General features: G+C 69.5%; 19 protein-coding genes. 3 read left to right on the top strand and 16 right to left on the bottom strand.

The window, feature by feature from the left end; all coding sequences use genetic code 11:
• The first annotated feature begins 93 nt into the window (after positions 1–93).
• On the top strand, positions 94–1,302 hold the full coding sequence (locus RCR19_RS40675; RefSeq protein WP_331270128.1) for an acyltransferase: 1,209 nt from the start codon (positions 94–96) through the stop codon (positions 1,300–1,302).
• Positions 1,303–1,540: 238 nt separating this feature from the next.
• Here the strand turns inward: RCR19_RS40675 and RCR19_RS40670 are convergent, their stop codons facing one another.
• The 13 genes from RCR19_RS40670 to RCR19_RS40610 all read right to left on the bottom strand — a co-directional run bounded on the left by RCR19_RS40670 (position 1,541) and on the right by RCR19_RS40610 (position 14,970).
• Positions 1,541–2,134, bottom strand: a complete 594-nt coding sequence (locus RCR19_RS40670) for a cysteine hydrolase (RefSeq protein WP_331270127.1) — start codon at positions 2,132–2,134, stop codon at positions 1,541–1,543.
• Positions 2,135–2,202: 68 nt separating this feature from the next.
• Positions 2,203–3,618 (bottom strand): MFS transporter, encoded by a 1,416-nt coding sequence (locus RCR19_RS40665; RefSeq protein ID WP_331270126.1) that lies wholly within the window; start codon positions 3,616–3,618, stop codon positions 2,203–2,205.
• On the bottom strand, positions 3,615–4,085 hold the full coding sequence (locus tag RCR19_RS40660) for a MarR family transcriptional regulator (protein ID WP_331270125.1): 471 nt from the start codon (positions 4,083–4,085) through the stop codon (positions 3,615–3,617). The genes RCR19_RS40665 and RCR19_RS40660 overlap by 4 nt, the downstream gene beginning before the upstream one ends.
• Before the next feature lie 201 nt (positions 4,086–4,286).
• Positions 4,287–6,248 (bottom strand): SpoIIE family protein phosphatase, encoded by a 1,962-nt coding sequence (locus RCR19_RS40655; RefSeq protein ID WP_331270124.1) that lies wholly within the window; start codon positions 6,246–6,248, stop codon positions 4,287–4,289.
• Positions 6,249–6,512: 264 nt separating this feature from the next.
• Positions 6,513–7,424 carry a universal stress protein gene (locus RCR19_RS40650; protein WP_331270123.1) on the bottom strand — a complete coding sequence of 304 codons (912 nt, stop codon included), beginning with the start codon at positions 7,422–7,424 and terminating at the stop codon, positions 6,513–6,515.
• Between the two features lie 22 nt (positions 7,425–7,446).
• Positions 7,447–8,352: a universal stress protein gene (locus tag RCR19_RS40645; RefSeq protein ID WP_331270122.1), complete on the bottom strand. Its 906-nt coding sequence runs from the start codon at positions 8,350–8,352 to the stop codon at positions 7,447–7,449.
• Between the two features lie 492 nt (positions 8,353–8,844).
• Complete coding sequence (locus RCR19_RS40640) at positions 8,845–9,468, bottom strand: hypothetical protein (RefSeq protein ID WP_331270121.1); 624 nt, start codon at positions 9,466–9,468, stop codon at positions 8,845–8,847.
• A 246-nt stretch (positions 9,469–9,714) separates the two neighbouring features.
• Positions 9,715–10,389, bottom strand: a complete 675-nt coding sequence (locus tag RCR19_RS40635) for a pyridoxamine 5'-phosphate oxidase family protein (RefSeq protein WP_331270120.1) — start codon at positions 10,387–10,389, stop codon at positions 9,715–9,717.
• 14 nt (positions 10,390–10,403) lie between these two features.
• Positions 10,404–11,135 (bottom strand): CBS domain-containing protein, encoded by a 732-nt coding sequence (locus tag RCR19_RS40630; protein WP_331270119.1) that lies wholly within the window; start codon positions 11,133–11,135, stop codon positions 10,404–10,406.
• Entirely contained in the window at positions 11,132–11,365 is a 234-nt protein-coding gene (locus RCR19_RS40625; protein ID WP_331270118.1) for a hypothetical protein, read from the bottom strand. The genes RCR19_RS40630 and RCR19_RS40625 overlap by 4 nt, the downstream gene beginning before the upstream one ends.
• Before the next feature lie 282 nt (positions 11,366–11,647).
• On the bottom strand, positions 11,648–13,639 hold the full coding sequence (locus tag RCR19_RS40620) for a multicopper oxidase (RefSeq protein WP_331270117.1): 1,992 nt from the start codon (positions 13,637–13,639) through the stop codon (positions 11,648–11,650).
• Positions 13,640–13,906: 267 nt separating this feature from the next.
• Complete coding sequence (locus RCR19_RS40615) at positions 13,907–14,521, bottom strand: CBS domain-containing protein (protein ID WP_331270116.1); 615 nt, start codon at positions 14,519–14,521, stop codon at positions 13,907–13,909.
• Positions 14,522–14,709: 188 nt separating this feature from the next.
• A complete protein-coding gene (locus RCR19_RS40610; protein ID WP_331270115.1) occupies positions 14,710–14,970 on the bottom strand; it encodes an SHOCT domain-containing protein in 261 nt (86 codons plus the stop codon).
• Positions 14,971–15,405: 435 nt separating this feature from the next.
• Between RCR19_RS40610 and sulP the strand changes: the two genes are divergently transcribed.
• Both sulP and RCR19_RS40600 read left to right on the top strand, forming a co-directional pair.
• Positions 15,406–17,073 (top strand): sulfate permease, encoded by a 1,668-nt coding sequence (gene sulP, locus RCR19_RS40605; RefSeq protein WP_331270114.1) that lies wholly within the window; start codon positions 15,406–15,408, stop codon positions 17,071–17,073.
• Between the two features lie 263 nt (positions 17,074–17,336).
• A complete protein-coding gene (locus RCR19_RS40600) occupies positions 17,337–18,326 on the top strand; it encodes a nitroreductase (RefSeq protein WP_331270113.1) in 990 nt (329 codons plus the stop codon).
• Between the two features lie 247 nt (positions 18,327–18,573).
• On the opposite strand, the gene RCR19_RS40595 is transcribed toward RCR19_RS40600, so the two are convergent.
• From RCR19_RS40595 to RCR19_RS40585, 3 genes are read right to left on the bottom strand one after another with little or no spacing between them, the layout of a single operon-like run.
• On the bottom strand, positions 18,574–19,881 hold the full coding sequence (locus RCR19_RS40595) for an MFS transporter (protein WP_331270112.1): 1,308 nt from the start codon (positions 19,879–19,881) through the stop codon (positions 18,574–18,576).
• A 39-nt stretch (positions 19,882–19,920) separates the two neighbouring features.
• Entirely contained in the window at positions 19,921–21,381 is a 1,461-nt protein-coding gene (locus RCR19_RS40590) for an MmgE/PrpD family protein (RefSeq protein WP_331270111.1), read from the bottom strand.
• Positions 21,381–22,208, bottom strand: coding sequence for a cyclase family protein (locus RCR19_RS40585; RefSeq protein WP_331270110.1), 828 nt, complete (start codon positions 22,206–22,208; stop codon positions 21,381–21,383). Before RCR19_RS40585 ends, RCR19_RS40590 begins: the two co-directional genes overlap by 1 nt.
• Positions 22,209–22,261: the final 53 nt, after the last annotated feature.

Genomic DNA, 22,261 nt, shown 5'->3' with positions numbered 1-22,261 from the left:
TCGAGAGTTGATTTTCGATGAGTCCGTTGTGGGGGTGGCGCCCGGCGGCCGCCTTTCCAACACTGGTGACGTACAGGCGACGGGGGGACAGACATGGCGACGCACACTGAACCGGCGCAGGCACCGCTACCGGAGCGGCGGCCGGAGCTGGACGCGATCCGGATGCTGGTCGTGATCGGGCTGGTCTTCTTCCACTCGGCGCTCGTATTCGCTGCCGACGACGACTTCTACGTCAAGAACGCCGAGACCACCGAAGCCATCATGATCATCGCCGGGTTCGGGGTCGTCTGGGCCATGCCGCTGCTGTTCCTCATCTCCGGCCTCGGTGCCTGGCACTCGCTTCAGCGCCGCGGCGCGGGCGGCTTCGCCAGGGAGCGGCTGCTGCGGCTCGGCGTTCCGCTGGTCTTCGCGACCCTCGCGCTGAACCCGCTGCCGCAGTGGCTGCGGCTGCGCTCGGCCGACGCCGACTATCACGAGTCGTACCTCGGCTTCCTGCCCCGCTTCTACGACGTGCACCTGGAGCCCGAAGAGTTCCCCTTCCTCGTCCAGGGCGAGCACTTCGAGACCGGCCATCTTTGGTTCGTCGTGCTCCTCCTGGCGTTCTCCCTCATGCTGGCGCCGTTTCACCGGTGGTTGCCGCGCGAACGCGTCCGCCGCATCGGCGACAAGGTCGCGGAGGCGACCCTGCACCGGCGGGGCGTCGTGTTCCTGCCGGCCCTCGCCTTCGCGGCGATCTGTGCCTTCGCACGGCTGGAGGAGGACTACGCGGGCTGGCACCGCTGGTCGTACCTGCTGTTCTTCGTTGCCGGCTTCGTGCTCGCCACCGATGACCGCTTCCGCACCGCGATGCGGCGCGACGCCGGGACCGCAGCCTGGCTCGGCGCCCTGCTGTTCGCGGCAGCCGGCCCCGGCTTTGCCCTGGCCGACGAGCCCTTCACGGAGATGACCGCCCTGGCCACCGCCTCACGGGCGCTGTTCGGTGCGGCCGGATGGTGCCTGGTGGTCGCCATCCCAGGCCTCCTCGACCGTCGGCGGCCGGCGCAACCGCGTGCGGCGCCGAACCCGACCCCGACGACGCGTCGGCGCCTCTATGGCTATCTCGCCGCAGCCGTGCTGCCGTTGTACGTCCTGCACCAGCCGATCGTGGTCGCCGTCGCATACTTCGTGGTCGGCTGGTCTGCGCCGATCCTGGTTGAGTACGTCGTGCTCGTGGTGATCTCCCTCATCCTCACCCTCACCGCGTACGAGCTACTGGTCCGCCGCACGCGAGCGACCCGCTTCCTGTTCGGGATGCGCCCCTAGGAGCGTCTCGAAGGTGCTGGTCACAGCCACTCGTACCAACAAGGGCAACGTGCTGTGTCAGGCCGGGTCGGCGAGTGGCGGAGTTGTCCGTCGTGCGAGCGCTGTGCCGACGGGAGTTGAGTCGCCGATGTGGCACGCGCCCCGCGTGGCAGCCGGTGTGGTGCGTCCCTCCGTCCGTTCCGCAGCGGCGAGTTCCGCCGCTGCGGAACGGACCGATGCCCGTCGGGGCCGCCGTGCGTCAGGCGGACAGCAACGCGCGGAGTTGCGTGGTGTCGATGATGTGGGCCCGGGACGGGAACACCTTCTCGACCAGCACGCGGTGGATCTCGGGGTCGGGGTCGGCCACACCGTCGGACAGGACGAAGACGCGATAGTCGCGGTCGGCCGCGTCGATCAGCGTGGACAGGACGACGCCGCTGGTGCTGATCCCGGCGAGCACCAGAGTGTTGATGTCCCGGTCGCCGAGCTGTCGGTGGAGGTCCGTGGTGGAACCCGAGCCGTAGCGGATCTTGCGTACGACGATGTCGCCGTCCTCCGGTGCGATCCGCTCGTCGATGTGGGTGGCAGGGTCCTCGTGGTGCATCATCTTCGCCGCAGCGACGCCGGAGAAGGTCTTGTTGGTCTCGGGGACCGCGGTCCAGTCGTCCTCGGTGAAGCCCACGCGGACGTAGCCCACGGTGCCACCGGCGGTGCGGACGTCGGCGATGGCGCCCTTGACCCGCTCGACGAGGGCGTCCGAGTCGGGGGCGAGAGGGACGATCCCGTTCTGGAAGTCCATGGCCAGCAGGGCGGTTCGCGTGGGGGTGATGCCGGGAAGTGCGGGGGTGCTCACGAGCTGGTTCTCCTTGATGGGTTTCTCAGTTGTGCTGGAGGTGCTGGTCGGTCGGTTCGTGGAGCGGTTCATCGAGTGCTGGTCGAGGACAAACGGCGGTCGAGGACGGTCAGCAGCAGGACGGCGAAGCCCGCCGCGACCAGCACGATGCCGAGGATGTGCAGACCGTGGTCGCTCGCTCCGTCGCGGAAGACGATGCTGCCGATCACGGCCGAGGTGATGGTTCCGAGGTATCCGAACGTCCGGAACAGCCCGGAGGCGGTGCCGATCTGGTCGGGCGGTGCCGCGAGGTAGAGGGCGGTCTGGTTGCCGACTGTGGTGGTGGCGGACGTGATGCCGAAGACGAGGGAGACCAGCACGATCGCGATGACCGGGCTGTGCGAGGTGAGCAGCATGATGCCGGCCGACCCGATCAGCATGGTGATCGCCGAGGCGATCAGCGGCCCGCGCACCAGATTGCGGCTGGCCAGCGGTCGAGAGAGCAGTGCCGAGACGGCTCCCATCGGCAGCAGCAGAAGTCCCGCCGTCACGGTGGACATCCCGTGGGCGGCCTCCATCCACTGGGTCATGCCGTACATCACCGAGTAGACGCCCAGCAGGGTGAGTGACTGGCGCAGATAGGTGCGGGTGAGGGGGCCGTTGGCGGCGAGGCTGCGGAAGTCGAAGAACGGCGCGGGCCTGCGCAGTTCCCACACGACCGTCGGCGCCGCGACGAGTACGAAGGCGGCGAGCGCGATCCACTCGACCTGCGGAAGTCTCATCAGGAAGATGACCAGCGCGCTCATCGATCCTGCGAATCCGACGATGCCGAGCAGGTCGATCCGGTCGGCGACCTGACGGAGACCGGTGCGCGCGTGGTCGCGCGCCGGATCCCTGGGCAGCCAGCGCACGGTCATCGCGAGGGCGATCGCGGTGACGGGGATGTTGATCAGAAACGCCCAGCGCCAACCCGCGGCCCCCACCAGCAGCCCGCCGATGGGCGGACCGATGGCGGCGGTTGCCATCCCTGCGATCGCGATTCCGCCGAGCACCCCGCCCGGTGGAGCGTCAAGACCTGCCTCCGTGGCGCGGCGCCGGATCAGGATCATTGCGCAGGGGAAGGCGGCCGAAGTGCCGATGCCGACCAGGACCCGGGCGACGGTCAGCATCGCCAGACTCTGGCCGAGGCCCCCGATGACACCGCCGACCAGCACGAGCACGATGCCGGAGAGAAAGATCCGGCGCGCGCCGAGTACCTCCGCCAACTTGCCCGCCGTTGGCTGTGCGACGGCGCTGGCCAGGTAGAGCGAGGAGACCAACGCGGCGGTGCTGCCCACGGAGACGTGCAGATCGGCGGCGATGGGGACCAGCGCGGTCGCGATGATGGAGCTGTTGATCGGGTTGAGGCTGGAGCCCACGTAGAGCGGGGTGGTGAACGTCCACGCGAACGGCTTGAGGGAGTGGCCGCGCGCCTCTGTCTCGGCCTGGTTGGTGGCGGCCCTCATATGCCGCCGTCACTCAGGTCGGCCGCGGCGAGGCGTTCGAGCAACACGATGGCCTTTTCGAGGTCCTGGCGCTCCTCCGCGGCGACGACCCGGTCGATGGCACGGGTCAGGAAGGCGGCGCGCCCCGCGAGCAGGTTGTCGATGAGCTGGGTCGCGGAGGGGTCGGCGCTCATCAGCTTTCGGCGGCCGTCCTGCGGGTCCGGCTCGCTGTGGACCAGCCCGGCGGCCTTGAGCACCGCCAGACTCTGCGCGATGGACTGCGGGCTGACGTGCTCCAGCGTGGCGAGGCGGGCCGCGGTGACCGGGCCCTCCCGCACGACGCTCCCCAGCACCGCGAGCTGTGTGAGGGTCAGGCCGACCGAGTGCTGCCCGGATTCCGCGCGCAGCCGTGCGCGCAGCCGTTTCATCGCATCACTGAGCCGCTGCGCGGTCACTGCGGACTGCTTCGGTCCTGGGTCCGTGGTCATGACCCTCAGCCTAGATCTCGACAAGTAACTTTGTCAAGTTACTTGTCGAATTCATGATCGCCCCACATCGATCACGCGGCTTCGCGCGAGGTCAGGAGTTGTTGAGAACGTGCGGTGTGCTGCGCCCTGCCCGTGGCACGGCAGGGTGGTCGGCCGACCACCCGACCGAGGGCAGAACGGGCTCCTTGACCCGGCAGTCCATCAAGTGCGTCGGACGACCAGCACGGCGAGGTCGTCGGGGTGGTTCAACGCGACCGCGGCGTCGAGGACGAGATCAGCGGTTTCGTCGGCGCTGAGTCCGTCGTGGACGGCCCGGGCGGCCAGTGTTCCGGTGTGCTCCAGTCCGGCGTCCAGTGAGAGATCAGGCCCTTCGACCACGCCGTCGGTGACCATGACCAGCGCGGTGTCCCTGTCGAGGGTGAAGGTCTCCTCCGGGTAGTCGGCGTTCGGCAGGATTCCCAGAACGGGACCGCCCGGCAGCGCGTGGATCTCGTGACTGCCGTCCTGATGCGCGGCAAGCAGGGGCACATGGCCGGCGTTCGCCCCGGTGACCCGTCCGCTGTGGGGATCGATGCGCAGCATGGTGCAGCTGGCGAACCGGGGCGCGCCCATCGCGATGAGCAGCTGATTGGTGTGTGTGAGCACACTCGAGGGGTCCGGCTCGTGCGCGGCGAGCGCTCGCATGGAGCTGCGCACCTGTCCCATGAAGGCCGCCGCGTCCACGTCGTGCCCCTGGGCGTCGCCGATCTCCACGGCGATCGCACCATCCGTCATGAGGAACGCGTCGTACCAGTCACCGCCGATGTCGAGCCCGGCTCGGCAGGGCCGATAGCGGGCTGCGACCTCCAGGCCGGGCAGATTTTCGGGCAACTTCGGGAGCATGTGATCCTGAACTGCTGTGGCCAGCTCGAGCCGGGCCTGCTGCGATCTGATCCGCCCGAGCGCCTGTCCGGCGAGTTCGGCGAGCGTGATCATGAAGGCTTTCTCGTCCGGCGACGGATGGTGGCCGCTGTCGTACGTGACCACCCAGGCGCCGGGCGCCTGGTCACCGCCGAGACCCAGGGGTGTGATCGACATGGCGACGTCGGGGCCTGGCCAGGCCAGCGGTGCGGCGTCACCGTTGGGCCAGCGGCGGAGAAGGTCCTCCTGGTTCCGGATGAACAGCGGCTCACCCGTGCGGATCGCATGGGGCAGCGGACCCTGTTCATCCAGCGAGCGGCAGTGCAGGGCGTCGACGTGCCAGGAAGGGAGCCCGGCATCCGAGGACACCGAGAGGTGCTCCTCGTCGTCGACGAGCGCCAGTGCCGCGCCGGTGCCGGCGAAGGTTGCGGCGAGTCGTGTCAGGACCACCTGTCGCAGTTCCTGCTCGGTGGAAGCGGTGATGAGGGCCGAGGAGAATTCCGCGATCTCGTCGGCACGACGTCGCTGGGCCTCCACCGCCGCCACCATCTCCCGTCGGCGAGCCTCGTCACAGGTGTCGTCGCGGATCATCCCGAAGATCTGCTCGGGACCCTCGTACCCGAGTTGGATCCGACGGGTTTGGCAGGCAAGGCGGTGCCAGTCACCCTGGTCGCCTTGAAACCGCAAGGTGGTCCAGGAACGCCGGCTGTTGTCCGAGCGCAGGAGCCGACGCAGGGAAGGCCGATCGTCGGTGTGGATGTGACGCACCACCCAGGGCAGGGAGACCGAGTCCTCCGGGAACAGCGCGGCCACGGCGGGCGCGCCTCCCAGCCACTCGATCTGACGTACCTGCGGCAGATACATGCACAGGCCGAGGCCGGCGGACCTCGCCGACAGTCGGAACGGGATCAGCAGACTCCCGAGATCATTGCTCACGTTCAGTGAGTGCACCCAGACCAGCTGCTCGCCTCCGGCGGAGGTCACCGGCCGCGCTTCGATGAGAGCGACCACGGATGCTCGGCCCTGTCTGGGCAGCTCCAGCACCTGCATGGCCAGTCGATGCTTGCCGGCGTGCGCCACGATGCGCTCGACCACGTTGCGCTGGCTCTCGGGCAACAGCTCCCGTAGGAATCGGCCTACACATCGTTTCGCCGGCCTGTCGAGTGCCGTAGCCATCGAGCGGTTGAGCGAGCGGACGATGCCGTCCGGGCACAACAGAGCCGACGGCTCGGCCTTTCGAAGGAGTTCATTCGAAGCGTCCACCGCCGCTCCCTCGCGATCGTTGAGCGATCACCCGGCTACCCCAATGATCCCATCCCGGTCATTTCATCGCGCGGTCAGCTGTGCCGCGTCAGGGGTGACGCGAGCCGTCATTGTGGGCGTGATGAACACGAGCCACAGTCAGGCTGCGCCTCATCTCGATTCCTCCGCCTTCCAGTTGTGCTCGCCGGCCGCCCTGGGGCGGATGTGGTGCCGTCGCGGTGCCCCCGGCACCTCCACGCCGACGGCGCAGGACGAGTTCCGGGGTCACAGCCGCTGAGGCACGATCGCGACCGGGCAGTCCGCGTGGTGCAGCAGCCTGTGACCCACCCGGCCGAGGTGACACAAGTGGCCCTGCGTGCGCCGCGCCCCGATGACCACGAGATCCGCAGCGGCCGAGCGCCTGAGCAGCACCGACTTGGCAGGCCCTTCCACCGTGCTGCGGCGCACCCTCACGTTCCGATGGTCCGTCATCGCATCGCCGAGCAGGACGTCGAGCAGATCGGACGCCCGCTGCTCGTCGTCGCGTACTGCCTCCCCGGCGGACATGGGGTGTTCGACGGCCCCGTGTGCCGGGCGGCGCCAAGTACGAACGACGTCGAGGACACATCCGCGTGCCTCGGCTTCACGAAATGCGAACCGCACCGCCTCGTTCGTCGCCCCGGGTTCTCCGGCACCGAGGAGGATGCGCCCATGCACGCCGGCCAGCCCCGCCCTGTCTCCGCGGACCACGATCACGGGACCGTGTGCACGCGAGGCGACGGCCAGGCTGACCGACCCCGGAAGCAGCCCTTCGAACGCGGTGCGGCCGCGGGAGCCAGTGATCAGGACGTAGGCGTTGCTTCCTTCGCGCAACAGGGCAGACGCAGCGTCTTCGGGCACCACGTCAGCGGACACCTTCACCGCGGGGTTCCGCCGCCGTGCGCGCTCCGCCGCCGTCTCGATGATGTTCTGCGCCATCACTTGCTCGGACGGGCGTTCAGGGCTGCCCGACGGCAGGACACCTTCGTAGCGTTCCCACAAGGATGCGTGCACCAGCCGGAGGGGCAGACCGTGCCGGGCCGCCTCGTCCGTTGCCCAGTCGACCGCCACGAGGCTCGAGTCCGATCCGTCGACCCCTACGACCAGGGGCAGCTCCGTCATCTTTCCCACCGCCTGTTCGCCGCGCTGGGGAGCCATGCGCTCCCCGGCCCCGGGCGTCCTACTCGTGGGGAACGACCGCCAGTGGGCAGCCGACGTGATGAACCGAGGCATGAGTGACGGGACCGAGACGCGGGACCGTCGGCCGCTCGGCCATGCGACGGCCCAGGACGAGCAGGCTCGCCGGGGAGGCGGCCCGGGCGAGGGCGGTCGCGGCTCTGCCCTCCACCACGGTCTCCAGGACCTCCGTCTCGGGGTACTTGTCACGCCAGACCTGAAGGACGGCGGACAGGAATTCCTGCCATTCCTCACCCTGCTGGGGATTGTGCATCAGTGCGATGTCCCCGGGCCCGAGGCTGATCGCGGAAGGTGCCTGCCATGCGTGGACGACATGGAGCCGGGCGTGCCGCTGCCCCGCCGCCTCGAACGCGAACTCGATCACCTCGTCGCAGGGATCCCGGAGGTCCATTCCCAGCACCACGTCTCGATAGCCGGTGTCGGTGGACGGCTCGCCGTCGTCCGCCGGGAAGTGTTCGTCCTCGGCCTCCTCATCCGCGCGTACGAGAACGACGGGACGCGTGGCCTTGGCGACCGTGCCCATGGCGACGGATCCCACGAGAAAGCCGGTGAAACCGCTCAGCCCACGGGAGCCCAATACCAGCAGTTCGGCGTGCTGGGCTGCCTTGACCAGGGCCTCGGTGGCCGGGCCCTCGAGTTGCACGTCGGTGAGCTGCACGCCGGGGACGGAGTGGCGGACGCGCTCCGACGCCTCCCGCAGGACGCGCCGCGCCAGGTTCCGCTGCGCGGCGTTCGCGCGCCCCGCGCCGTCCCTCTGGTGGAGATGCCAGTTCCAGGCATGCACCATGCGCAGAGGTCGCTCACGGCGTACCGCCTCGCGTGCAGCCCATTCGGCGGCGGCGAGACTCTCGGCCGATCCGTCCACTCCGACGATGACGGGCTCAACCATGGGGCTTACCTCCTGTCTGCCATAGCCAGCATCTCGCCACGAGCCTGAGGCGTGTATGGGCCGCACGGTCAGCCTCGGGCCCATTCGGCCCTGGGTCGCCCACTGGGACGGGAAGCGACCCCGGGCTGGCACGGGCCCCGGTCACGGACCTGAGCGTGTCGTGAGCCGGCACGGAATGTCGAAGAACGTGTGTCCTGATCGATGCCTCATGCGATCGCTCGTCGTCGGGCCTGGTCCGCGCCGGCGACGTCCATGGGCAGGGCGCCGTGAGCAGGTGCGCGTACCGGCGTGTCGTCCTGCGGACCGAGGCTGAGGAGCGCCGTCGCAGGCGAAGGACCGGCGCGAATGCGTGCGGCGAGGCCAGACCGCACGGTGGACGGGATGGGCCCCAGCCCGTGGCCGTCGGCTTGCGGGTCCACGCACGCCCCCGGGCGCACCGGCCCCGCGGACAGGCGTGTGCGACGGGCCCGGGGCCCGTCGCACCACGGCCGGTCAGCGCAGCCAGGAACGGTCCCGGACGATCGGAAGCCGGGCCCAGACCCTGCCCAGCCCCCACGCCGCGCCCGCGCCGACAGCGGCCAGCACGATCAGCGCCACGGCGTAGATCACGTGATAGTCGGCGAACGGATTGGACGACATGCTCGGCGCCCCGTCCGACAGGTGCCTGGCGGGCGGCCACTCCGCCAGCCACATCAGTGCCATCATCGCCGTTCCGGCGCCGGCCGCGAGGCGCAGCGCCACACCGGTCATGACGGCGACGCCGACGGCGAGCAGCCCCAGCATGAACAGCCAGTCCGCCCATGCAGCACCGGCCCATGAGTGGAAGGTCGACTCCATCGGACCCGCGGCCACGGAGCTGAGGAAACCCTTCGTCGGCGACCCGCCGTCGATCCATCCCTTGCCGGACGCGGTCGCGTAACCGAGGCCGAAGGTCTTGTCCAGGAACGCCCACAGGAACACGAACCCGGTGAGGATGCGCAGGGACGCGAGGGCGTAGGCCTGTGCTGTGTGCGTGTCGAGGTCTGCCGACACGGTGGATGCGGGCGCGGTCCGGTGCCGGCGGAAAGGCGGTACGTGGATGCCCGGGCTCCGCTGAGGGTCCTCGTGTACGGCCATGGTGGTGATCCCTTCGGGGATTTGTGAGTCGCCGTTGTTCCGACATCCCTCACTCTCGTCGGTTGCCGAGTACCGGACCGGATGCCGAAGGGCCGTACCCCTTGGGCTGAACGTCCCTTCGTACGGGGCCTGTTGGGGCGGAGACCGGCGCGCCGCCGTCGGGCGAGCGCGTACGACGGGAGGATGTGGCCTAGTTGCGAGCGCAGTCCAAGTGGAGTCGACACCCGGGCTACGGCCACCGCCGCGTCACACGGTGATGCGACGCCCTGTGACACTGAGGGGATTTATGCGGATCCACATGTCCCGCTGTCCGCCCGGCCACGGTTCGCTGTAGGCCTGCTGTCGCACCAGCCGTACGCAGTCGGGGTCCGTCACCGTGCCGGCGGGTCCGGTGACGAGGACGCTCCAGCCCTGGCTCAGCGCCGCGTCGATGTGGTCGACCTCGAAGGCCACTTGGCAGCCCACTGCCTGTGCCGGTACTGCTTGGGGGCTTGTCCTGTAGACGATGACCCCCTCGATCACGCTGTAGTTCACGGGGACGACCACCGGGCCGGTGCCGACGGGTATGGCGAGCCTGCCCACGCCGTGCGTGGAGAGCAGGTCCCAGCATGCTTCCGAGGGCAGTTCGGTGAACTTCGGATGCCGTCCTGCCCGACCGAGGCCGGGTGGTAGATCGATGTCGCCGCCGGTGAGTTCGCGGACGGTGGTCTGCAGGGCCCCCGCCAGCCTGAGGAGGGACGCAGGACCGGGGGCGACCGTGGGCTGTTCCTCCAGGTACTGGAGGTAGCTGGAGGACATTCCCGCCCGATCGGCTGTTTCCGCCTGGGACAGGCCGAGTTCCTGTCGCCGCTGTGTGATCCTGCGTCCGAGGTCGCCGACGGGGTGCCCTGTAGCAGGGTGCGACGACGGGCGTGCGGCCATGATCGTCACCTCCTTCAGAGTTTGTGCAGCCGGTTGTCGGCCATACCGTGTTGTGACCGACTGTCGGGTTGCGGCAGGGAGTCGTCGAAGCGGTAGTCCAGTTGGTCGATCACAGCGACCACTCCGTCGATCTGCCGGGTCGTGGAGACGGCGACCTCCGTCTCGCTCTTGCGCGGCACCCGGCCGGTCAGGGTGACCACCCCTTCGACCACGAAGACGTCTATGGCGGTGGGCGCCAGTCGCAGTGTGCGGAGCAACACCTCGTCGATCACCTCGTCGCGGATGTCCCCGTCGGGCCGCAGGAACACCTTGAGGAGATCTCGACGCGTGACGATACCGACGAGGCGGTCCTCTTCGTCCAGCACCGGCAGCCGCTCCACGTCCTGCTCGGTCATGATGCGAGCCGCCTGGGCGATGGTCTCCTCGGCGTGCACCGTGATGGGCGGCACGGTCATGAGCTGCCCGGCCGTGAAGGCCCTGGACCTCGCGGGCCTTCCACGGGCCGAGGACGTCGGTTTGCCGGCGGCGAGCGGGCGCACCTGTTCGTCGGTGTCGAAAGGTTCCGACTGCCGCTTCACCAGGTCCGTCTCGGAAATGACGCCGATGACCTTCTCGTCGTCGTCCACGACCGGCAGTCCACTGATCCGGCCGTCCGCGAGCAGCCGTGCGACTTCCTTGAACGGTGTGGAGTAGTCGGCACGGATGACATCGCTGGTCATGACGGAGCCGACCTTGTTGTGCTTCATGTCCCTTCCTTCTGCCAGTCGCCTCCATCCGATGTCGCCAGGACGGGGTCGACGCCGGGCTGTGCGGACTGCGGCGGGTTGCTTGCTCCGCCGGGCGGGTACGGCAGCAGCCGTTCGAGGCCTTCCAGCCGGTGAGGGGAAGCGCCGAGCCGATACCGGGCTGTGTCGGTCGAGACGCGGGCCAGGGCCACAACCATCAGCGGATACGTGAGGTGCTTGCCCGTGATCACGCCTGCTCGCGGACGGAGCCGCGGGCACTCGCACCGTGAATCCGTTCGATCACGAACAGTGGCGCGGCCACCATGGCGGGATGCCGCATGTATCCCGCGCCTGCTGGGCGTGCCGTCCGTCATCACGCACCTCTTCCAGCCTCTCGACACCTCGAGCGTCCATCGCGTCGAAGGTGTTCACATGGGCCGTACGGGGGTGACGTAGGGGCCGGTCGGCCCCGGTACCTCCGCCCGCGAAAGGGACGGGCCGGGCGTGGCGCCCGGTTCGGACGTGTCCGTCGGTCACATCCCCTGGTCGTGTTGCGGCGGGTTGCTCTGCGCCGGTCCCACGCGGTAGGGCCGCATCATGTCGTTGTCTTCATGTTCGAGCATGTGGCAGTGCCATACGAACTGGCCGGGCCGGTCGAACGTCGCCCTGAGCCGGGTGACTGCGCCGGGGTACGCGATGGCGGTGTCCTTGAAGCCGCGCTCCCACGGCTCGGGGGGAGAAGGGGTCTTCTGAGTGAACGTGCGCCGGTCTACGATCTCGAATTGGACCTCGTGGACGTGGATCGGGTGAGCATCAACGGTGAAGTTGTGGAGCTCCCAGATCTCGGTTTCTCCCAGTGCCGGATTTTCCGTCACAGGGTCGCTCCATCCCATGGGGACCGGCTTCCCGTGTACGTCGACGGTCCCGAGAAGCGCCCGTCGGGGGCCGATGTGCGGAAGCACGGCGGAACCCTCCTCATTGAGCGAGAGCCGGCGGACACGGTGCGCCGTGCCCAGCGGCGTGAGGGACGGCAGGGTCAGTCGGTAGGGGGGCACGCTCGTGTCCGGCGAGGTTTGTGACCGGACGGCGAACTTCAGCACCTGTCCGGTCGTGCCCGGCTTCGCGGGCGCGAAATCGACACCTGCTCGCCCGCCTTGGAACGTGGTGTCAGGGCCCTCGTTGATGAGGTACAAGGCGGTCCCGGGACGTACCGAGGCGAAGTCGACGATCACGTCGGCGCGCTCCGCGGGAGCGATGAGCAGCTGCTCGAGTTGCACGGGCGCGGGCAGGAAGCCCCCTTCGTTTCCCAGCTGCCAGAAGCCGAGTGCGGCGTCCGCCGGACGGCGGGCGGCGGGGTTGGCGACGACCTTCAGAATGAGGAACCGCGAATTGCACCCGTTGAGTACGCGCAGGCGGTAGCGGCGGGGTTCGACATCAAGGACCGGCCAGGTTCGGCCGTTGACGACGATCGTGTCGCCGAAGAACTCGGGATTCCAGATCGGCGGGATGTCGCTGTCCGGCACATAGGGGCCCTTGAACCCGTCGAAGGCGGCGCGTGCCGAAGGATAGAGAAGGCTCCCGTCCGCATGGAAGGATCTGTCCTGGATCACAAGCGGGATCTCGTGACAGCTCCGCCCCGAGGGGTCTTCGGTGCGAGGGGCGGGCCCGGGCAGGACACCCTCGGGCAGATCCGCCGGTCCACCGCGCAGCAGGTAGAACCCGGCGAGCCCGGCATAGACGTTCAGGCGTGTCACACCCAGGGCGTGGTCATGGAACCAGAGCGTCGCCGCACGCTCTTCGTTGGCGTATTGGAAGACGGCCTCTCCCGGGCCCCAGGCGACGTCGTAGGCAGCCTGGGCCTTCTGTTTGTACAGGTCGTAGAACGATCCGACCCGGGCGTAGCCGGGGGAGATGTCGACGGCGTCCGGGAGGTACCAGGCTTCGGGGTATCCGTCGCTCTCCTCCGTGTTCCGGCCTCCGTGCAGGTGGGTCACGAGCGGCACGGGGCCGGTGTAGGGACCCGGCGTCGACCGGAACATCGGGTGCCCGTCCCGGCCGCCCGAACCGCCCGGCGGATTGGCCCAGTGCAGTGTCGGATCGACCGGCAGCAGATGGGGCAGATGCCGGCCCGAGCGATCGACCAACTCGTTCTTCCACCGCACCTGCACGGGCCTGCCGACCCGGGCTTCCAAAGTCGACGCAGGGTAGTGGAACGTGCCGGGGTCCTCCGTACAGCCGTATCCCCACACGGTCGTCGCGGGCAGGCCGGGGGGCAGCACCTGCTGCCGGAACTGACGGACACCGATGGAGTAGTGGTCGATGCCCTCCGCCGAGCCGCGGGCGGACTGTGGCATGACCGGAGGGATGACCAGTGGTACGCGGTACTTCTTGATGCTTTCGGGATCGAGAGCGGCTCGCCCCGACGGTGACGACAGCCGTGTCGGGCCGAACCCGGCACCGGAGGGAAGCAGAGCGAGCGCGCCTCCGGTGACGGCGGCCTGGATGACTCGACGCCTCGTGACCACGCCTGTTCTCCGTTCGCTCTGCCGGGACCGAAGGCAGCCCGCGTCGCACCCGAAGATTGACACAAGCCGCGGCGTCGGACCGCGCACCTACTCCAGACAGGCCAATCAGTACCGTCGAAGGGAGACACCGTGCGATCTGTCCGCCTCTCGAGGCGAGACTGGGCCGGCGGCCGTGGCGCTGACCGTGGGCGAGGCGCCGGTACAGGGCGCTGGACCGCCTGTACGAGCAGTGGGCTGAGTACGGTCGCTGCCCGGACTCCTACGGGACTAACGCGTGGCCACGTCCACAGTGTCATCCCGGTCGAAGTCGAGCCGGTTGATGACATCGACCACGCCGTCGACCTCCTCGCACAACTGCACGGCCACGGGAAGTAGACTCTTGCGCTCCACTCTGCCGCTCAGCGTGACCCTCCCGTCGGCGACCTCGACGGTGAGCGACGAAGGCGGCAGACCGAGCGTCCCGACGATGACGTCCTCCAGAATCTCCTCCTTGATCGCGCGATCCTGGCGGAGGAACAACTGCAGCAAGTCGCTCCGGCTGATCACACCGATCAAGTGGCCGTCGTCGTCCACCACGGGAAGGCGTTTGACCTTGCTTCCTTCCATCGTGCGTGCGGCACGGACCACGTCCCACTCCGGCTTCGCGACGACGGCGGGGCTGGTCATCAAGGCACCGGCGGTGATGCCGACGCCCACCGACGTCTGCTTGCGCAGCAGGTCCGCTTCGGACACCACCCCGACGGGCCGACCGATGTCGTCGACCACGGGAACGGCGGTGATGTCGTACTCGTCGAGCAGGCGCGCGATCTCCTTGAAGGTCGTGCCCGGCCGCACGCTCACGGCGGTGGGAGTCATCAAATCGCCCACACTGCGGTGCCCCATCGCTCGGCGTCCCCTATCTGTGCGTCCGCGGAATGGTCTTGTTGCCTGAGCCGGGTGGCTGTGTGAGGGCCTCGGCGATTCCCGCGACGGAGGTGCCGGGCGGCTTTCGCACTCGCATGGTCTCGGCGCGTGGCCTCCTCCGACGAGCTGGATGTCACCTTGCTCGACCAGTGCACCGTACGGCAGGACTACGGCGCCCGCTCGCGTTTGTCGGGACCATGGTGTTCCTCTCGCAGCACCGCCAGTCGGCGCCGGTACTCGTCCTCGTCGATCTCTCCGCGAGCGAACCGCTCAGCGAGCACCCGCTCGGGCGGCAACCGTCCCGGAGCGTTGTGCGACCGCCCGGGGCTGCGGTTCATTGTGCGAACCAAGAACACGATGAGCAGGATCAGCAGCACCCAGAACAGGATCGCGCTGATCGACGCGACGAACCAACCCCATCCATTCATGCCCCGGTGGTTCCAGTAATACATCGCGAGTCACTTCCCGGTACACCAGGTCCGTACGGACAGGATGACGCCGGCCCGCGGTCGACGTGTGGCCCACGCGCTGAGGTGCGGTGCTCCGCCGCAGTTACCAGTGTGGTGCCGCGGTCTTGGCCGAGGGCAGAGGCCGAACGTCCCCGAGCGGGACCGACCGACCCAGCGGGGCCGTGATGGCCGGGGATGTGAGGCATCGCGTCGCCTTTCACCCACTTGTCGCAGGACAGGTACTGCGCATGCCGGGCATCGGGGGACGGTTCTTGTGAGATCGAACGGCCCGCCGCCCGGGCCCGCGGGTGCGCACGGCGTGCATCCCGCGACGGTCGGTCCCGCGAGCGGATGACGGAGGACTGGCTCATGGCCGATGGCCCGGGCGGGCGCACATCGAGAGGTGCGTTCCTGATGCCCGGGCTCCGCACACCGTCGGCCCACCGACGCGACTGGTTTCGTGGTGATCTGGTCGCGGGTCTGACGGTCGCCGCATACCTCGTGCCACAGGTCATGGCCTACGCAGGTGTCGCCGGTCTGCCGCCCGTCACCGGTCTCTGGGCGATTCTTCCGGCGCTCGCCCTTTACGCGCTGTTCGGTTGCTCACGGTTGCTGTCGGTCGGCCCGGAGTCCACAACCGCCTTGATGACGGCGACGGTGGTCGGCCCGCTGGCCAAGGGCGACCCCGGGCACTACGTGTCGCTCGCAGCCGCACTGGCCGTCACCGTCGGGCTCCTCTGCCTGGTGGCACGAACGGTCCGGCTGGGCTTCCTTGCCGATCTCCTCTCACGCCCGGTCCTGGTCGGCTATCTCGCGGGCGTGGCGCTGACCATGGCGGTGGACCAGCTGCCCAGGCTCACCGGTGTACGGACGAGCCGGACGGAGTTCTTCCCCCAGATCTGGTCCTTCCTCGGGGATCTGACGCGCGCCCGACCGGCCACCGTGATGCTTTCCATCGCGGTGCTGGCCTTCCTCTTCGTCCTCGCCCGCTTCTTCCCGGCCCTTCCCGGGCCGCTGCTCGCCGTCGCCCTGGCGACGGCTGCCGTGGTGGTCCTCGATCTCGACGGCCGGAACGGCGTAGCGGTGATCGGGCCGGTGCCCTCCGGTCTTCCGGACGTGGCACTGCCCGATCTCGACGCCTTGCCGCACCTGATGCTGCCGGCGATCGGTGTGCTGCTCGTTGCCTACACCGACTTCATTCTCACCTCCCGAGCTTTCGCCGACCGCACCGACAAGTCCACCGCGCTCGACGCCAACCAGGAATTCCTCGCGTTGGGCACCGCCAACCTGGGCGCCGGACTGGTGAACGGCTTCCCCGTCAGCAGCAGCGCCAGCCGTACGGCCCTGGCGGCTTCCGCCGGCGCCCGCAGCCAGGCGTACTCACTGCTCGCGGGGGCAGTCGTCCTGGCCGTTCTGCTCTTCCTCAGCCCCTTGCTGACCCGGATGCCTTCGGCCGCACTCGGCGCGCTCGTCATCTACGCGGCGGGGCGCATGGTCGATGTCCCGGGCTTTTGCAGGCTTGCGTCGTTCCGGCGCCGCGAGTTGTTCCTGGCACTCGGCTGCCTGGTAGGTGTGCTCGTCCTGGACATCCTGTACGGGGTGCTCGTGGCCGTCGGACTCTCGGTGGCCGAGTTGCTGACCCGCGTCGCACGGCCGCACGACGCGATCGAGGGGCTGGTTCCCGGGATGGCGGGCATGCACGACGTCGACGACTACCCGCAGGCACGCACCATCCCGGGACTGGTCGTGTACCGCTACGACTCGCCCCTGTTCTTCGCCAACGCGGAGGACTTCCGGCGCCGGGCACTGGCAGCGGTCACTGAGCAGACCGATCCGGTTCGCTGGTTCGTCCTGAACACCGAGGCCAACGTCGAAGTCGACATCACCGCCCTGGACGCCGTGGACGACCTGCGCCAGGACCTCACGGACCGCGGCATCGTGTTCGCCCTCGCCCGGGTCAAGCAGGACCTGCTGGACCAGTTGCAGGCGTACGGCCTCGCGGACTCCGTCGGCCCCGACCGCATCTTCCCGACACTGCCCACCGCCGTGGACGCGTACCAGGCCTGGTGCCGCGGCCGATGACCGTTCGCTCGGGGACGCCGATGGCCGGAAGGCCGGTTCGAGCCCGGAGAACCTCTCCTGGAGCCGCTGAATACCCGCCTGGAGTCGCGGGTCCACTGGGTCTCGGAAGGGTCCGGGTGGCCCTACCGCGGGAGTGCCTCCCGCTCGCAGCCTGAACACGTGACGACCTTCTCCTCCGTCGTGCGGGTGGTACGGCGAACGAGACGATCCCACCGTCCGCCATGGCCGGGAGATGGGCCGCCCGACCCCGAAGGGAGGCTCCGGTGACCGCACTCACCCTGGACACGTCCGCCGTCACCGCATTCGTCGAGGACGCCACGGCGGCCCCGTCCCTGCACAACGCGCAGCCCTGGAAGTTCCGGTTCCATCGCGACAGCGGCACCCTGCGGCTGTACGCCGACCTGGAACGCGCACTGCCGAAGACGGATCCGGACAACCGCGGCATGTATATGGGCTGTGGAGCCGCACTGTTCAATCTGCGTGTCGCCGCGGTGGCGGCAGGCAGGGAACCCGCCGTGCGGCTGTTGCCGGACGATTCCGATCCGGTGCTGCTGGCCGAGGTGGACCTCACCGGCAGCGCATCCCCGGATGACCCGCTCGCCCTGCTGCAGCCCCTGATCCGCCGACGTCACACCAGCCGCCGGCCCTTCCTCGAGGAGGACATACCGGAGTTCCTGCGGGACGAACTGTGCCTGTCGGCCCACCTCGAAGGAACCCGTCTGGTCTTCCCCGACGCCTGGCACACGGAGTCGGTACTGAATCTTGTGCACGATGCCGAATGCCGTGAGGCATGGTCCCCCGAAGTACGCGGTGAGACGGCGCGGTGGGTCCACACGGAGCCCTCGGGCGAGAGCTCGCCTGCGGACGGTATTCCGGCGGAAGCGCTCGGCCCCGGACAGTGGGGAGCCAGTTCTCCCGTACGTGACCTGACCGGCGGCCGAACGGTGGCCGGCCGTGGCTGGGCCCCCTTCGAAAGGCGACCTCACATCGCCCTGCTCGGTACGGCCCAGGACCACTCGGTGGACTGGCTACGGGCGGGGCAGGCACTGGAGCGGGTCTGGCTCCAGGCCACCATGGACGGCCTGGTCGTCTCGTTGACCTCCCAACCCCTGGAATGGCCCGAGCTCCGGTGGGCTGTCCGCGACCCCACGTCGGCCATGGCGCATGTGCAGATGGTGCTCCGCCTCGGATACGGCCCGGAGGGGCAGCCCACGCCCCGACGTCCGGTGGCCGAGGTGCTCGACATCGTCTGAAAGGGCGACCGCCTGCCCGCCGGCAAAGCCCTCGGGCCCGGGGCCTGCGCAGAGGGCGTCGAACCCATCGTCGCGAACCCATCGTCATCACGCTCCGCACCTGGCGAGCATGCGGGGGGACATGACCTCGGCGCAGGCGGTCCCGGTGCGGAGCGCGTACGGCTGGACACCTCATGACGGGCATGGGCTACGCCCGGCCACCACGACGACTTCCTCCCGCCCGAGCCGGCGGGGGAGTCGACCGGGGCTAACGCTGCCCCACGGCGAGCCCCGCCTTGCCGCCCGGTGCCGAGACCTCCAGGCGCGGGCGGTGCCTCGGCAGGACCAGCATCGAACCGGCGCCGACCACGGCGAGGGCGGTCATCACGACGAAGCCGCTGGAGAAGCTGCCCGTGGAGCTGACGATGAAGCCCATGACGGACGGCGCGACGATGCCGGAGAGTGCGAACGCCGCGTCGGCGAACCCTGCCGCGACGCCGGGCTGCGCGGGCATCGCGTCGATGGCCGCGACCCACCAGATGCCTCCGGTGACGAAGCCGAGACCGACCCCGATGGAGATGAAGGTGACCGACACCGTGAGGGACGGTGCGACGATGATCGGGATGAGTGCGGCGCCGGAGAGCAGCAGCGCCACGCCCATGATGGTGAGGCGGGTGCGGGGGTTGCCGGTGCGGGCGAACACCTGGTCGGTGAGCACGCCCCCGAGGAGTGCGCCGGCCACGCCGGCCGCCCAGGGCGCCACGGTGAACAGCCCGACCGCGCTGATGCTGAGGTCGTACTGCGAGGACAGGTACTCGGGCAGCCAGTACATGAAGCCCCAGAACATGAACCCCCAGGCGAAGTAGCCCACGGCTATGACCCACAGGTTCCGGTTGGTGAGGACGGGCCGCCAGCGGACGCTGCCACTGGAAGAGCGTTCTTCCTCGAGTTGGCCCGCGGCGATGTGCGCGCGCTCGGCGGCCGAGACCTTGCGGTGCTCGTGGGGGGTGTTCTTCAACAGGGCCCAGGCGATGGCGAACCAGAGTGCGCCGAGGGCGGCGAGGACCCAGAACATTCCGCGCCAGCCCAGTGTGTCGATCAGCTGTGTCACGAGCGGCCCGCCGATCAGCAGGGATCCGGCCACGGCGACTCCGCCCACCATCGCGAGCGCGATGCCGCGTTCCTTCTGCGGCAGCCAGCGGCTGACCGTCCGGGTCGCCGCGGGGAAGCCCGGGCCCTCACCCGCGCCGAGGACCACCCGCGCCATGAACAGGCCGATGAACGAGCCCGAGACGGGGGTCACCGCGGTGACCACCGACCAGATGGCCACTCCCACCAGCAGGATGCGCCGGGCGCCGTAGCGGTCGACGAGCGGGCCGGCGAGAAAGGCGAAAACCATGTAGCCGATCGAGAAGGCGCTGCTGATCAGTCCGTACTGGGACTTGCTGATGCCGAACGCCTTGGTGAGCGGGTCGACCGCGTAGCTGATGGCGCTGCGGTCGATGTAGTTGATGACGATGAGGGCGACGATCAGTCCGAGTGTCAGCCACCGGACGTTGGAACGCGAGGAACTCATGGGTTCACCTCGGTGGAGTGATGAGGAGTCTGCGGTGCGTCAGGCGCCGGTCACCGCCGACAGCGCGCGGGTCAGGCGCGTGGTGTCCGGGGCTGCGGCGATGTTCCATACCTCGTCGGCCAGGTCCCGCACGGCCTGTTCCGCTCCCGCGCCGCGGGCGTTGGCGAGGAACTTGGCGGTGAGTTCGCCGGTGTCGAGAGGGTTCTGCGGGCTCCCCCTGTTCACCATGACCCGCTCGGTCACGGTGGTCCCGTCGTCGAGTTCCGCGGTGAGCACGGCGGGGAACTGGTGCGGAAAGACGGCGGTGCACTCCTCGTCTGCGACGCAGGTCACGCGGGCGGCGAGGGCGAGGCGAGCGGGGTCGGCCGCCGCCTCGTCGGTGAAGTCCTCGTGGAACACACCGAGTCCGTGGCCCGGTTCCCCGGGCCGGGCGAGCAGTCCCGCGGCCACCGTGTAGGGGCCGCTGAACGCCGCGTGGTAGCCGGAACGCGGATGGGCCTTCTCGGCCGCCGGTTCGGCGATGGTGCGCAGCACGGGCGCGGGAACGCCGAGCGTCAGCCGCACGATGCGGTCGGGCTCGACCCCCTGGGCGCGCAGCCTCATGGCCGCGTCCACGCCCGCGTGAGTGAAGTGGTTGCAGGGGTAGGGCTTGATGAACAGCCGGGACAGTTCCCAGTGTTCGCCGAGGCCCTCGGTCGTCGCGGCGACGACGGTCTTGGCGTCGAAGCGGTCGCCGCAGAACGCCTGGAAGAAACCGAAACGGCCCTCCAGGACGGTGGGCGGGCCGGTCAGGCCGAGGCGTGCCATGTCCGCGGCGACGACACCGGCGTGGGCGGCCCAGCCGCAGTGCACGCGTTTGACGGTCCCCCCGGTGCGGTTGGCCTCGATGATGCCCGAGCCCATGCTGGCGGCGATGCCGATCGCGGAGCAGATCCCGTCCGCGTCCAGGCCGCGCAGCACGGCGGCGGCGGAGGCCGCGCCGATCGCCCCGCAGATCGCGGTAGCGTGCAGACCACGGTCGAAGAACACCGAGTTGCCGAGTTCGGCGTCGTACTGCGCCATCCCGAGCCGGCAGGTGATCTCGATGCCGACGGCCGCAGCGGTCAGCAGTTGTGCACCGCCGGCGCCGACCGCCTCGGCGGTGGCGAGGGCGGCGGGCAGTACCGAAGCCGACGGGTGCAGGACGGACGGCAGATGGGTGTCGTCGAAGTCGAGGCTGTGCGCGAGGGTGCCGTTGACCAGAGCCGCCGACGGGGCCGGCAGCCGCTCCGATGAGCCGATCACGGTGGCGGCGGGGGAGCCACCCCACTCCTCGACGAGTTCCCTGACGGCGGCGCCCGGCCGCTGGGACAGGGCTGCGAGGCTGTTGCCGAGCAGGTCGAGGAGATGGCCGGTGACCTTGTCGCGCAGGTCCGGGCCGAGTCCGCCGTCCCGTGTAGCGACGGCGAACGCCGCGAGCTGCTGGGCGGCGGTGGGCGTGGTGGTGGACGCGTCGGTCATCAGGCCACCACCGCGAGGGGGCGGATCGGGGAGCCGGTGCCGCCGACGATCCTGAGCGGGGCGACGATGAACAGGAATTCGTGTACGCCGGTGGCGGCGAGGTCCTCGAGCGCCAGGTGCTCCATGATGTAGATGCCGTGGTCGACCAGGAGCAGCCGGTGCACCGGCAGGACGCTGTGGCCCGCGCCCGGTGGGATCTGCTCACAGGCCGTCGTGTCGCAGCCGACCGCCCGCACCCCGCGCTCGGCGAGCCATTCGCCCGCGTCCTCCGTGATGCCGGGGACGCCGGATTCCTTGCCCAGATAGGCGACCGGGTCGTCGAAGTGCCGGGCCCAGCCGGTGCGGACGACGGCGACGTCGCCCTCGCGCGGCTCGGCTCCGCCGAGTTCCGCCGCCGTGCTCAGGTCCGCCGCGGTCACCCCGTAGCCGCCGGGGAGGGTGTCGCTGCCGAGCGCCGCGGCCACGTCGAGCAGTACGCCACGGGTCACCATGGCCGGGGTGTGCTCGGCGCCGTGCTGCGAGAACGAGCCGCCGGTTTGCGCTTGGGCCGCGTCGACCCCGCCGTGCAGCAGGCCGTTGTGGCTGACGTGGGAGAGGGCGTCGATGTGGGTGCCGACATGACCGCCGGTGATGATCACCTCGTTGGCCGCGGAGCCCCCGTCGGGGCGGACCGTGTCGCCGTGGCGGCGGGCCAACGTCATACGGAACCCGGGGTGGTTGGGCGAGCAGGGCATGCCCGTGAACAGCGGCTGGCCCAGCTCGACGATGCGGGGATGGGCCGGGAGTGCGGCGAGCAACGGGTTGGTGGTGTGCTGGACTAGGGTCATGACCTGCCTTGCTTGGGGGAGTGGGGGTAGGTGGCCGGGGTCCGGGGCCGGTC

The sequence above is a fragment of the Streptomyces sp. WAC07094 genome (assembly GCF_036320405.1).
GTDB classification, from domain to species: Bacteria; Actinomycetota; Actinomycetes; order Streptomycetales; family Streptomycetaceae; genus Streptomyces; species Streptomyces lannensis.
This window is presented reverse-complemented; position numbering and strand designations above follow the sequence as displayed.

Coding starts and splice junctions, on each gene's coding strand:
- RCR19_RS40675 (WP_331270128.1), top strand. CDS start 94: ATGGCGACGCACACTGAACCGGCGCAGGCACCGCTACCGGAGCGGCGG.
- RCR19_RS40665 (WP_331270126.1), bottom strand. CDS start 3,618: ATGAGGGCCGCCACCAACCAGGCCGAGACAGAGGCGCGCGGCCACTCC.
- RCR19_RS40660 (WP_331270125.1), bottom strand. CDS start 4,085: ATGACCACGGACCCAGGACCGAAGCAGTCCGCAGTGACCGCGCAGCGG.
- RCR19_RS40650 (WP_331270123.1), bottom strand. CDS start 7,424: ATGGCTCCCCAGCGCGGCGAACAGGCGGTGGGAAAGATGACGGAGCTG.
- RCR19_RS40645 (WP_331270122.1), bottom strand. CDS start 8,352: ATGGTTGAGCCCGTCATCGTCGGAGTGGACGGATCGGCCGAGAGTCTC.
- RCR19_RS40640 (WP_331270121.1), bottom strand. CDS start 9,468: ATGGCCGTACACGAGGACCCTCAGCGGAGCCCGGGCATCCACGTACCG.
- RCR19_RS40635 (WP_331270120.1), bottom strand. CDS start 10,389: ATGGCCGCACGCCCGTCGTCGCACCCTGCTACAGGGCACCCCGTCGGC.
- RCR19_RS40630 (WP_331270119.1), bottom strand. CDS start 11,135: ATGAAGCACAACAAGGTCGGCTCCGTCATGACCAGCGATGTCATCCGT.
- RCR19_RS40615 (WP_331270116.1), bottom strand. CDS start 14,521: ATGGGGCACCGCAGTGTGGGCGATTTGATGACTCCCACCGCCGTGAGC.
- RCR19_RS40610 (WP_331270115.1), bottom strand. CDS start 14,970: ATGAATGGATGGGGTTGGTTCGTCGCGTCGATCAGCGCGATCCTGTTC.
- sulP (WP_331270114.1), top strand. CDS start 15,406: ATGCCCGGGCTCCGCACACCGTCGGCCCACCGACGCGACTGGTTTCGT.
- RCR19_RS40595 (WP_331270112.1), bottom strand. CDS start 19,881: ATGAGTTCCTCGCGTTCCAACGTCCGGTGGCTGACACTCGGACTGATC.
- RCR19_RS40590 (WP_331270111.1), bottom strand. CDS start 21,381: ATGACCGACGCGTCCACCACCACGCCCACCGCCGCCCAGCAGCTCGCG.
- RCR19_RS40585 (WP_331270110.1), bottom strand. CDS start 22,208: ATGACCCTAGTCCAGCACACCACCAACCCGTTGCTCGCCGCACTCCCG.